11 protein-coding genes and 1 pseudogene are annotated in these 13,307 nt (G+C 34.2%); all 12 read left to right on the top strand.

Features of this window, described 5'->3' with window-relative positions; genetic code table 11:
• Positions 1-236: 236 nt before the first annotated feature.
• Positions 237-1,619, top strand: coding sequence for a coproporphyrinogen-III oxidase family protein (locus QA584_RS25700; RefSeq protein ID WP_278271951.1), 1,383 nt, complete (start codon positions 237-239; stop codon positions 1,617-1,619).
• Between the two features lie 36 nt (positions 1,620-1,655).
• A complete protein-coding gene (locus QA584_RS25695) occupies positions 1,656-1,904 on the top strand; it encodes a phosphopantetheine-binding protein (RefSeq protein WP_278271950.1) in 249 nt (82 codons plus the stop codon).
• Between the two features lie 17 nt (positions 1,905-1,921).
• On the top strand, positions 1,922-3,274 hold the full coding sequence (locus QA584_RS25690; protein ID WP_278271949.1) for a S8 family serine peptidase: 1,353 nt from the start codon (positions 1,922-1,924) through the stop codon (positions 3,272-3,274).
• 17 nt (positions 3,275-3,291) lie between these two features.
• Positions 3,292-4,806: an amino acid adenylation domain-containing protein gene (locus QA584_RS25685; RefSeq protein WP_278271948.1), complete on the top strand. Its 1,515-nt coding sequence runs from the start codon at positions 3,292-3,294 to the stop codon at positions 4,804-4,806.
• A gap of 20 nt (positions 4,807-4,826) precedes the next feature.
• Complete coding sequence (locus tag QA584_RS25680) at positions 4,827-5,789, top strand: hypothetical protein (RefSeq protein WP_278271947.1); 963 nt, start codon at positions 4,827-4,829, stop codon at positions 5,787-5,789.
• A gap of 131 nt (positions 5,790-5,920) precedes the next feature.
• Positions 5,921-7,165, top strand: a complete 1,245-nt coding sequence (locus QA584_RS25675) for an ATP-grasp domain-containing protein (RefSeq protein WP_278271946.1) — start codon at positions 5,921-5,923, stop codon at positions 7,163-7,165.
• A gap of 142 nt (positions 7,166-7,307) precedes the next feature.
• On the top strand, positions 7,308-8,723 hold the full coding sequence (locus QA584_RS25670) for a B12-binding domain-containing radical SAM protein (protein ID WP_278271945.1): 1,416 nt from the start codon (positions 7,308-7,310) through the stop codon (positions 8,721-8,723).
• The gene (locus QA584_RS25665) at positions 8,716-9,378 is read left to right on the top strand and encodes a hypothetical protein (RefSeq protein WP_278271944.1); all 663 of its coding nucleotides are present in this window, start codon (positions 8,716-8,718) and stop codon (positions 9,376-9,378) included. Before QA584_RS25670 ends, QA584_RS25665 begins: the two co-directional genes overlap by 8 nt.
• A 50-nt stretch (positions 9,379-9,428) precedes the next feature.
• Positions 9,429-10,595: an aminotransferase-like domain-containing protein gene (locus tag QA584_RS25660; RefSeq protein WP_278271943.1), complete on the top strand. Its 1,167-nt coding sequence runs from the start codon at positions 9,429-9,431 to the stop codon at positions 10,593-10,595.
• 123 nt (positions 10,596-10,718) lie between these two features.
• Positions 10,719-10,802, top strand: a pseudogene (locus tag QA584_RS25655) (manganese catalase family protein); the annotation flags it as partial.
• Between the two features lie 488 nt (positions 10,803-11,290).
• Positions 11,291-11,881 carry a DUF6385 domain-containing protein gene (locus QA584_RS25650; protein ID WP_278271942.1) on the top strand — a complete coding sequence of 197 codons (591 nt, stop codon included), beginning with the start codon at positions 11,291-11,293 and terminating at the stop codon, positions 11,879-11,881.
• Between the two features lie 331 nt (positions 11,882-12,212).
• Complete coding sequence (locus QA584_RS25645; protein ID WP_278271941.1) at positions 12,213-13,193, top strand: biotin--[acetyl-CoA-carboxylase] ligase; 981 nt, start codon at positions 12,213-12,215, stop codon at positions 13,191-13,193.
• The last annotated feature ends 114 nt before the right edge of the window (positions 13,194-13,307 follow it).

The raw sequence follows: 13,307 nt of genomic DNA, 5'->3' as shown, positions 1-13,307 counted from the left end.
GCGGTGTGCCGGTATGGCACTATACGAGTTCATTCTATATATTTTGTTAAAATTCTAAAAATTTCGCATTTTTATGCATCATTCAAAACTGGAAATAAATAGAAAAAAATATATTTATAAATATTGACAAATTAACGCGTCACTCGTATAATGTGATAAAGAATAAAATTTACAAAATTTGATATAAAAGGGAATAAAATGGAAAGGAGTCGTGTAATTAATACACTGTTTTTATTATGGGGAGAGAATTATTCACTGATAGGAATAATTTAACTTGGTTTTATCCAAAATTGTGTAAATTCCAAGATAATGCAAAATCAATAGAGGGGGTACTTAACAATAATTATAAGGATGACGGTATCGAAAAACTACTTTACATACATATTCCTTTCTGTGATTCATTTTGTTCTTACTGCGCCTGCTTCAAGGAATTAATCCACCAATACAACGATGAAGAAAAAATATTATTTATAAATTCTCTTGTTAAAGAAATGTCAATCTTAAAGAAGTTAAATAATGATAAAAAGATAAAAGTAAGGTATATCCAATTTGGAGGAGGTACGCCCTCCTGTTTACATAAGGATTTACTATTAAGACTCTTTGAAGGAATTAATGAGAATATAGATTTAAGCGAAAATGAAGGCATATCCTTTGAAGGTAACGTTATGTCTTTAAATGATTATGATAAATTAAAAATATTAAAGGATGCAGGAGTCACCAGGGTAAGCTTTGGGGTTCAGACTTTTAACAAGTTATTACGAAAAGAATTAAACATCAAGGCAAAGCTTAGTGATATTTTTGGGACTGTAGAAAAATTGAACATGGTTGGAATCAACTCCTATGCTTTGGATTTGATATATAACCTGCCAAATCAAACAATTGAAATTCTTGAGAATGATTTGGAAATAGCAGGGAGAGAATTAAAACCTGTATTTATTCAAACCTATCAATTTAATCAGTTTAATAACACAACGTTATCTAACCGCATTAGAAAAGGTGATTTTAAAGTCCTTCCCTCTGAGGAACGTGAAAAAGAAATGGCGGAATTTATTCAAAGTAAAATGAATCAATTAGGCTATAAGAATAGAGTATTAATTAATCTTTATAGCAATGTGGATTCAAAACCCTGGACAGGTATTGAAATTTCTTTGGGAAACAACAGATACAATGGAAGTTATATGATTGGAATCGGACCAGGTGCAATGAGTTACCTAAAAGAAAGCAATCATAGAAATTTCTGTTCCGTTAAAGAATATATAGGTTCTTTGGAAAATAATATGTTACCTATTGAATGCGGACATTTATCAAGAGATGAAGAAAAACGTAATAAAGTCATGGTATGTTTTCCAGCATTTACAAAAATGAACAAGAAGGACATACCTGAGGATGATAACATTCATCAAAAAGTGAAAGTACTTATAGAAAACGGTTATATTTATGAAGATGAACAAACTATTTTTCTAAGCGAAAAAGGGTTAGACTGGGCAGGAAATATTTCGTATTTTTTTTATTCGGAAAGTGAAGTAAAACGTAATAAAAATTCCTATTATCAATCGATTAAACATAATAAAAATCCATTTAATCAGGATGACATGAACATCGATAAAAAGGTTAAATAATTTTTTCGTTGCATATCAGGAAGAGGGGGTAAAGTTGTGAAAGATAAAATATATGAAGATATTAATAACATATTGAATGAAAGCTTCAAAATGGCTGACAGCAGAATTGATAAGAATACGCTTTTGCTAAACGGAGGACTTAATCTTAATTCGCTGCAGCTTATTGAACTTACAGTTGCAATTGAAAATTATTATAATAAAGAATTCGATACGGATACGCTGACTGAAGAAAACTTTAGCAGCGTTGAGGCGCTGGCAGACTTGATTCAATCCAGTTTTATGTAGATAGGCGGTGAAGTTTCATGGAGATATTGGAAGTAGTATTTAGTGTAACATTTTATTCAGATGGAGGAAAGTCCATATATAGGGAACTTGGTGAACTTAATAGGGATACTTTTAAAGATTATATTCCAAAACAGGAAGGGATTGAGGAAGCCGTTCACTTCTTTTTAGCCAAGGGATGTATTGTAGAAGCCAGGTCTGAAGTTGGGATTACCGTAAGCTGCGAAAAGGAAATCTTTGAAGAAATATTTACCACAGAAATTGTCTATAATCGAATAAAATACATAAAAGATTTTGATAAATACATATATGAAAACAAAAAAGAGATTATTATTCCAAAGGAATTAAAGCAGATAGAAAGAATCATATTACCAAAACAAAGTTTTGAACTGGAATCAAAAGAGACACAAAGACCGGATTTAAATTACAGGCATTTAAATGTGCCAGAGGATATTGCCGCAATAGCAAATGCAGGGACACTACATGATAATGGATATTTTGGACAAGGCATAAGGGTAATTATGATTGATACTGGATTATATGAGCATCAGTATTACAAAGAAAAGTGCATATCTTTTAATAGAATAGGAGCTGTTAACAGCTTTTTGGTGGACAAAGATGAAAGAGGACATGGAACAGCTATGTCCTCTGTATTATTATCAATTGCCCCGAAATGTGACTACACATTAGTAAAATCATGTAATAAAATAAACAGCTATCCCATACCCGCTTTACAAAAAGCTGTGGGATTGGTACCGGATGTGATTAACTGTAGCTGGGGAATAATAGGGTATGAACCACAAATCTATTTGGAAATTGCCAATGCGGTATCTAAAAATATAATTATGGTATATTCCTCCGGTAATGGTTCTAGTGACAGAAAAAATGCATTTTTTCAAAGTATAGCATATCCGGATATAATCTCTGTAGGTGGTTGTTTTGTTAATACTAATATGGAACTTGAGTTATCCGATATTTCAAGTGGTTATAAATCAGAACTATTTGATGAAAGATGTGTTCCAGATTTATGCGGTATTTGCGGTAAGATGCCAAAGGCCCAATTAATACTTATGCCGACCCAGCCCGGCTGTATTTTTGATGTTTCCAATGGCAAGAGGGATGGAACGGGACAGGAAGACGGCTGGATGGTATCTAGTGGAACTTCAGCCGCAGCAGCTTATGTCACCGGACTGATTGCGCTGTATCTTCAATTACATCCTGATATAGACAGAAGAAATCTGAAAGGGGTTCTTCGAAGCCATTGTAATCCAATCAATAAGGGGATAAATTATATGGGCTATCCAGCTGAGACTGACTGGAATAATTGTTCATGTGGGAGTGGTTTTCTGACCGCAAAAAATTTCGGGATCTAAAGATAAGGAGGTGGGAAATGTATAATTTAGCGGATATTTTATATAGAAGTGAAATAAATGACTCTAAGAAGGCTGTAGAGCATGGAAGTGACAGTATTACTTACAAGCAGCTAAGAGAGTCAAGTAATAGAGTAGCAGAAATATTGGCAAAATATAATGTTTATGAAGAGGATAATATTATTATCTTATTGAAAAAATCAATATCTGCAATTATCAGTATTTTTGGTGTTTTGAAAATAGGTGCAGCTTATATTCCAATAGACTATACCCTTCCATTAGAAAGATTATGTTATATTGCACAAGATTCCCATGCGAAATTAATTATAACGGATTGTATTAAAATAGAAGAATTAAATGGAGTCATGACAATTCCTATGGTAAATATCCAAGAAGAGCTAAAAACAGACGAATCAGAGAGAAACGCTAAAAAATTAACTTCCCGTAAAGATACCCTGAACAAAGCAGCATACATAATTTATACTTCTGGTTCAACCGGAGTTCCCAAAGGTGTTGTAATACCCACTAGTAGTGTGCTTACATTTATAGACAATGCAGCTAATCTTAATTTGTATGATTCTAACACACGTTTCCTTAATGTATGTCCACTGCATTTTGATGCCAGTGTACTAGATATCTTTGTTACACTTTACTGTGGAGGGACAATTGTTTTAATGGATAAATTTATTTGGCCCATGCAGTTAATTAATATGTTAAAAGATAATAAGATTACGGATACGCTTCTTGTGCCTTCCGTAATTAATATCATCATAACCCAGATAAATAAGCTGGTTACAGAGGATTTCCTGGCGTTAAAGAGTATCTGGTTTGGGGGAGAATCTTGTTCTGTTACGAATATAAGAAAATTAATGAGTAAACTGGAACACGTTAAATTCATCCACGGCTATGGACCAACTGAAAGTACACATTCCGTAACAGTTAAAATATTGGATGGAATACCTAAGGAAGGAAATGAAACTATCCCCATAGGAAAAGCCTTAAGGGGCGTGAAGCTTTATGTTGTTAAAGAAGATGGGAATATTGCAAAAACGGGGGAGCCCGGCGAATTACTAATAGGTGGAGAGCAGTTAATGCTTGGGTATTGTAATCATGAAGAATTAACGGGTAGAGTTTTGATAAAAAGTAAGTTTGACGAAGGACTGCTGTATAAAAGCGGTGATATTGTTTATCTGGATGAAAACGGAGAATATAATTTTATTTCTAGAAAAGATGACATGGTTAAAGTTGGCGGTAATCTGGTTTATACATCAGAAGTTGAAAAAGTCTTGTCTACGGATAAAAGGATCAATCGTTGTTTTGTACTACCGGTAAAAAATGATTTGGGTACAAAACTTGCTGCAATTATAGTAAAAAATATGAATTATGAATTAGAGGTTGAAGACGTTAGGAAGGAAATACAGAGTAAATTACCGGATTATATGATTCCTTCTGTTATTTGTTTTATTAACGAAAGTGAATTAAAATATATGGCTTCAGGTAAAATTGACAGAAAGGGACTGCTTGAATTTCTGTAATTTTAAGTAAAGGTGATGACATGATTGGTATAACCTATATGGATTATTACTTAGGTATGCAAGAAGCAGATATAAAGAAAGTATTACAAGAATCTCATTTATTTGGAGAGGCTAAAGAAGATGATTTTAAAGAAAAAATAAATTATATTTCACAAATGAGTCAATGTAATACAATTGTATATGACGACAAGGAATCACATATTTTAGTATATGAATCCTTAGTAGATCGCTTTATAGAAAATAGCAAAGTGGATGTCAATGATATAATCGGATTATTTTTTACGGATATATATAATTTTAAAAACGAAGGAATCAATGTTCCCTACTATATTCAGCATAAATATAAAATGAAAAATGCTGGGGTTATCAGCTTAAATCAACAATGCTCTGGAACACTTGCCGGTATAAAACTAAGCAGCAGCCTACTTGAAAATACAAAAAATAAATATGTAATACTATTAACCTCTTGTTTTATGGATAATTTTACAGACAGATATCATGGGGATTGTCTGGTTGGAGATGGTGCAGGAATTATAGTTATAAGTAATCAGGACTATTTACTAAAACTTAGAGGTTCCAGTCTTAAATCTTATGGGGAACGAAGTTATTGTAAACAGAAAGGAGATAACGTTAAGATAAATAATATGAAATTAGCTCAGATATATAAGCAGGCAATGGAAGAAGCAGTTACGGACAGTGGTCTTTTAATGGATGAAATTGATAAAATTATATGCCAGAATACAAATTACTATCTTAATTCTAATGTATTGCTTAAATTATTAAGGATTAAGAAGAATATCATTTTCATGGAAAATAAAGAGTATGGAGGGCATATCGGGGATGTGGACATAGTAAGAAATTTAAAGGACTTTACGGACCAGAAAAAAGAGGAAGTTAGGTATATGTTGCTGTTAGCAATAGGTTCATATGACTGCAGTGAGGGTGATAGAAGCATTGCATCCGTAGTATTGGAAAAAGTATAAAGTGAGAGGTGCTAATGAATGAAACGTGTTTTATTTATCTTTGATTTCCCATACATACAGGAACAAATAAAAAATATAAAAGAATACTACAAGAATATACTTATCCGTTTGACGGATAGAGAGGAGCGAATGTGAGAAAAACAGTATTAGTTGTTATAGCAAAAGGCGGAGGTCATTACCCATTAAAACAATTAATGGAGTATTTGTTTGCAGCAGGTCATAAAATTGTCTTTGCAAAGAATAAAAATGATAACTTAAATGAGTTTGATAACTATGCAGAAGATATGATTGATGTAGATGTCTATAATGTAGATTCCCTCATAACTGAAGTTACGGAATACAAGGTTAAAAATAGAATCGATGCTATTGTTACAGTAAATGAATATGCTGTTGAGCAGACAGCAATTCTTTGCAGTGCACTGGGGTTAAAAGGACTGGATGTAGGTGCGGCAAAGAGATGCAGGAATAAATACCTGACCCGTTTTTGTTTAAGTAACAAAGGAATAGAGCAACCTAAATTCGGTTTGGTGAGAAAGCCTCAGGATTTATATGAAATGGCTGATAAATTAGGTTATCCGTTTATTGTAAAACCCATGAATTTTGCAGGGTCCTGCGCGGTTACAAAAGTGCAAGACGAAACCGCTTTGAGGGAAATCGTTAAAAATTTGTATGATATTAAAAAAAATGCACCTTCCAATGAACATTTTATGGATCCAATAAAAGATTATTGGTTGGCTGAACAATATCTTAGCGGAGCAGAAATTACTGTAGAATGTGTTGTAGATAAAGGAGAAGCACATATAATTGCAATTCACGACAAAATGGTTTTGAATGATTATGATGATTTTCTTGAGCAGTATGCGGTTACCCCTTCTCCAAGACTAAGTGAAGAAATTCAGCAAAAAATAGCAGACCGAAGTAGGGAAATCTTAAAAGCGCTGGAATATGATAATGGTATTGCTCACATAGAGTACCGAGTAGAGGGTGAGAAGCTGGGGCTTTTGGAAGTAAATGCAAGGATAGGTGGTGTGCTGATTGCAGCATCTGCATATAATTCAACCCGGGTAAATCTTTCTGAATGTCTAGTGAAAATCAGTTTGGGAGAAGAAATACATATAAATGTCAGTGAAAGAATACCAACTGCCTTTTGTACCGCATTTACGGGAGTTGGTTATGTAAAAAATATCAGGGGTATTGAGGAAGTAAAAGGAATGGACGGTCTTGTGTATATGGATCAGTGGATTAAAACTGGTGACCTGATTGAAAACAAGATGGATGGTTACGGAATTGTCTTAATGTATCAGGGGCAAGACAGCAATGAAGCATACAAAAGAGCCAGTACTGCTGTAGCAACTATTGTTTATGAAATGGAGTAAGTATGGCTGTTAAGAGTCTTAAGAAGTAAATTATATTACGCTGATAAACCTTGTATTTTATTTTAATGACTGTGTTTTGTTGTTTGCTAGTGGGATATATTATACAAAATAAGTCGAATACTGCTAAAGGAGAATATCAAATATGAATGTAGTGTTAATTTATGCTCCTATGGATGATGATTATTATACTGATGGTGTTAATGATTGCCTTCCACTTGGATTGCTGGCGCTATATAACTATGCAATCAAGGTATGTAAGTTAGATGTTTACATAGACATCATAGATGGGGAGTATTATTCCCTGGAACAAATCTTAAATCTATTACCCCAATATAATATGGTATGTGTTCAGTCGATGATGGCCTCGTATAAAAATACCTTAAAAATTCTTAACGAAGCGAAGAAATATAATATTACGACTGTGCTAGGGGGACATCATGCAACACAGCTTTGTCAAAGTATTATGAAAAACAGACATAGTGTTTTGGACTGTATTATGACAAGTGACGGCGAACAGACCTTCGTTGATTTAATATTAAATAAACCATGGAAAGATATTAATAATCTTGCTTATATGGATTATGAAAACGGCAAGGTCATTATAAATAAAAATGAAAAATTTCCAATTAATGATAATCTCATATTGGAGATTGATAATAAGTTATTCGAGCAATACAAAAGAATACCGGTCAGAGACAGTAAGTTGGAAAGATTAGAAGTGCTGACAAGCTTTCGCAGTTACAGTCATAAAGGCTGCAGCAACAGGGAGAACTCACAATACTGCTTTTTCTGTGGTAGGGCAGATGCAGGTGTAAGATTTAAAACGCCGGAAAATTATATAAAAGAATTAGAATATCTTGTAACCATACCCACAATTAAATATATATTTGAAATTGGTGATGATTTTCTACAAAATGAAGATTGGCTAAGGGAAGTGGCTGTTTTATACCAAAGAAAATTGAAGGATTCAAAAGTTTTACTTAAAATTTTTGCCAGAGCAAACAGGGTAAACGAAAATGTAGTCAAATATTTAAAGATGTTGAATATAACAGAGGTTGCTATTGGATTTGAATCGGGCAGTGATAAGATATTATCTAATATAAATAAAAATGCCACTACTGCTGATAACATAAACGCAGCTAAAATATTATATCAAAATAATATTGATACCATAGCCAGTTATGTAATTGGGTTACCGGGAGAAGATATCGAAAGTTTGGATATGACGTATGAGCAGGCCAAGTATATACGGGAATTGGCTATTAAACATATAGGAAGGCCCCCTCAAGAAATAATAGCTAATATTATAGAAGTAAATCCGGGTGCACCTGCATTTCAATTATTAAAAAAGGCGATGCCTGGAAAATATGAAAATCAGGATTTACTTGGTATTAAAGAAACGCAGAATGACTATTTTAAAGTAGTGTTTAATCTGGCAGATGATGACAAAGTAGCTGATTTTAGAAAACTTTTAATAAATTACGGACACAAAATTAATTCTTTGGGAAATTATAGTTATCGTGCTGGATGGACGATGGAGGATATAATGAATGAATAATATAGTGTTCGCTGAAAAGTTAAAAGGATTCATAGATATTAACCTTAATTTAAGTATGATAGGAACTTATTTAACAATGGACTTAATTAAAGAGGTTAGGATTTTTGCCTTGGGTCCTGAAGGAACCAATATATATGAAGCGGCTAAATTATGGGCAAAGGAAAGAAACATTGAGAATAAATGCTCCTTTGTACTTTGTACTACACCGGAGGAAGCCGTGAGTGAAGCCAAAAAGGTTAATGATAAAAACATTTTGCCAGTATTTGTGTTATGTGCCGTTTATTTTAAATTATATGAACTTTATTTTTTCAATACCGATTGTCTTTTTTTTATGGATCATTTATATATGAAACTGGATGATATGCAGCTTGCGACATTATCCTATATCGAAAAAAATAACTATAAGGTATTCACACATCCCTCTCCAGCCAAATTAGTGGATAGCATTAACAATGTGAAGCTTGAATACTCTGATTCAAATGGTTATGCAGCTCGCAGATGTAAGGAAGAGGAAGGATCATTATGCATAACAACGGAAAAGGCAAGAAGTATTTATGAACTGGAGAAAATATATGATTTTGGTTCACCCTTTATGCTTTTTACCTTTGGGACATCCTATAATGGAGTGAAATTATTAGAAAAATGTGCAGTTTAGAATTTGTTTGAGTTATAAAAGACTTAGAAAAAACAGAGGAGAGCAAGGATATGAGATTTTCAAACAGAATGAATAAAGTACAAAAGTCTTTTGTTCGTGAAATATTAAAGGTGACAGAAAATAAGGAAGTAATTTCATTTGCAGGAGGATTACCAAATCCAAGGTTTTTTCCTGTAAATGAAATTGCAGAAGCCTCCAATATGGTTCTTCATGAATGTGGGGAATCTGTACTTCAGTATAGTACAACGGAAGGCTACAGACCACTTAGGGAGTTTATCGCAAATAGGTATTATAAAGATTTAGGAATAACTGCAGATAATATTATCATAACAAATGGTTCGCAGCAGGCATTAGATTTAATTGGAAAAATTCTTATAGATGCGGGTGATCATATAATAATAGAAAAACCAGGGTATTTAGGTGCAATTCAGGCTTTTTCTATTTTTGAACCTGCTTTTAATGCCGTATCACTTGGTAAGGATGGAATTTATATAGAAGAATTGAAACAAGTGATCGAAAAAAATAATCCAAAACTTTTTTACGCAGTAACTAATTTTCAGAATCCTACTGGCATAACTTATTCTTCTGAAAATAGAAAAAAACTGGCAGAAATTATGAAAGAAACGGAAACGATACTAATTGATGATAATCCTTATGGAGAGTTAAGATTTGATAATGAACCGATAGAATCTATGGTTTCAATATTAGGAACAAAGATGATTTCTCTTGGCTCTTTCTCGAAAGTATTTGCTCCAGCAATGAGACTTGGATGGATTTGCGCCAATGATGAAATAATAGACAAACTGGTTATCACAAAACAGGCATCAGACCTACATACCAATAATTTTTCACAAAGGGTTTTATATCAGTATTTATTAAGTAATAGTCTGGATGAACATATTGCCCATATTTGCAAAGCCTATAAAGAACAAAAAGATTGTATGCTTGCATGGCTTGATCAAGAACTCCCGGAAGGTGTAGAAGTTACAAGGCCTAAGGGAGGTATGTTCCTTTGGGTAACATTGCCAGAAAGAACATCCTCTATTAAGTTATTTAATATTGCTACTTCTAAAAATGTAGCCTTTGTACCAGGAGTACCTTTTTATACTAACTGTAAGGATATTAATACATTACGCATGAACTTTACAAATTCATCGTTTGAAGATATAGAAAAAGGTGTTAAGTTATTTGCATGTTCGTTAAAAGAGATCTTGTAGATACTATTACATTGTGACCAAAATATCCAGACTACTATTTATGATTAAAAAATACAGAGTGATATCTGGGGTATTTAAAATATGTACATTAACTGGGTAACATATAATCTGCTTGATACTGTACGCTTTGGTGAATCATTAAGAATCGTCCAGGATCATCTGGATTCCAGAAACTTCTACGCATTTAATCCGGAATTTGATAGATAATGCAAAGAATATTATATAAGGTTTCTAAAAAAAAGTAATAATCTGTTAACCCAGATTGGAATAAAGACATTAAACCCGACAGGATGGAGTGAAAGGAACAGCACTCCATCCTGTTGCTGTTTTGTTAATAAAATCAGATACTAAAGGTCTTTAAAGGACATTCTTTTGATATTCTTCTTGCTGAGTCTATCGTTGCTTTTTGATAGTTCTTTGGGTATTTGAATAGGATTCCTCTGGTCACCTTTTATTACCTTTTAGCGGTATTTCAGAGAGTTCGTTGAAATGTATTTTACATGAATCATGTCGAATATAATAAAATATAGGGATTTACAATCACAAAAGTTAAGAAAAGCTCATATTATGTTATGGTGATGATTAAATCCGCCCGATTCTATGAAGCTGGTAATCGGAATCAGAGCAAGTTAAAGCGGGATGATTAATCATTATTGAGATAGGAATTACAACTAAAATCTTAGGAGATGATTTTTATGTCAGGTCTTGCTGTATATCAGGACTCTCCCGAAAGCCTAAAATCGATACATTATGGGTATGACGGAACCACAGCAAAGGTAATAAAAGTAGATTCAAACGGACGGTTATATATTACAACAGAAATAGGTACAACAGTTGAAGTTAATGCAAATGACTTTGATATAAGAAACCTGTCAAATACACAGGATAATGTTGCTGTGTATGGTAATGACGGAACTACGAACCGTATCTTAAAAACCAATGACAGTGGAGCACTTCAGGTCTCGGTTGGAATGAACTTTACTAACCAGAGCGAAAATGTAACATCTGCTGATGATTATGCCGGCTCCACACAAAGAGACATATCTCTCCAGCGTCAATATAGTTTCTTTATCAGCAACACCGGTACAAATTCAGCTATAGTAAAGGTACAAATCAGCCCAGATGGCACTCTCTGGGTAGATGACAGTGCGGAATTTACAGTAGCAGGAGCAGCGGCGCTGGTATTGGGACCTAACAAATTTGCAAACTTTACCCGTATTTCCTTTAAGTCTGCTACAACTGGTTCAAGTACAGGATTAACGATAACTTATCAGTCACAGGCATAAACGGATATCATAATTATTGAGATAGAAAAGAAATAGGAACAGCCGCATTCTTAATTCGATGCGGCTGTTCCTATATAAGTCAGCTTTGCCTAACCTGCTCTGGGAGAAAGTGCCATGTAATATTACAGATTAATATCTCCCTGGTTTTAAGGTATTTGATTACTAACAATATCAATTTTAAATGTCACCCATTGTAATGATATAGGTTGACATTTGAAGACCCTTATGTTATCTTTAGGTAGAAAATTAAAATAATAATTAAGTACATATATTTTTTGAGGTCAAAAGTAGTAAAGCAGGTTAAAATTTATAAATAAAAGAAGGTGACTTCATGAGTGCAAAACAACATGTATTACTTATGCTTGAAAAAAATAAGGGAACCAGCGTATCCGGTGCCAAACTGGCCCAGGATCTTTCCATCAGCCGGAATGCGGTCTGGAAGGCAATTAAAACGCTCCAGGGTGAAGGATATGCCATTTCAGCGGTACCAAATAAGGGGTATTGTTTATCGGAAGACAATGACATACTCTCAAATGAAAGCATAATGCCTTATTTAGCGGATAATCTAAAGAATGTAAAGTTAGAAGTTCATAAATCCGTAACCTCCACAAACACCCTGCTCAAAGAACTGGCAGCAGCAGGGGCAGAAGAGGGAAAAGTCCTGATTGCGGAGGAACAGACCGGGGGAAGAGGCCGCCAGGGACGTCAATTTTATTCTCCGCCCAATACCGGAATCTATATGAGTATACTTCTGCGTCCTAAGCTAACGGTGGAGGATGCCCTGTTTATTACCACATCGGCTGCCGCCGCTGTTGCCAAAGCCATTGAAATGGTTACTGGCTGCGAAGCTAAAATCAAGTGGGTCAATGATATTTATTGTAACGGGAAGAAAGTCTGCGGAATCCTAACGGAGGCTGGGGTAGACTTTGAGGGTGGAGGACTGGAATACTGCATTGTAGGGATTGGAATTAATGTTGCCAGACCGGTGGAAGATTTCCCGGAGGAATTAAAAGATGTAGCAACAGGTATATTTGAAAACAGGATGTATTCAGCAGATCTTCGGAGCAGGCTGGCTGCTACGATACTGAATCTTTTTTGGGAATATTACCGGGAATTTTCCGGTAAAGCTTTTATTGAGGAATACCGGAAGCGCTCTTTCTTAATCGGGAAAGAAATCGATGTTTTAACCGGAGACAGAACGGAGCAGGCAACAGCTCTTGATATTGATGAAAGAGCAAGGCTTATTATAAAATTGACGGATGGAGAGATCAAAGCCCTGACCTCGGGAGAAGTAAGTGTAAGAGTCAGATAGAAAATAGGCTTGGTTGAACATGATAAATGCACAGTAGATAATAAAGAAGTATGATAATGAAACAGTAGATAATAGAAAAAACAGTAAGATAATGAGACAGCAGATAATCGAGAA

The organism is Anaerocolumna sp. AGMB13025, assembly GCF_029689925.1.
Classification (GTDB): Bacteria; Bacillota; Clostridia; order Lachnospirales; family Lachnospiraceae; genus Anaerocolumna.
Note: the sequence above shows the minus strand (reverse complement) of the source record. Positions and strands in the feature narration are given on the sequence as shown.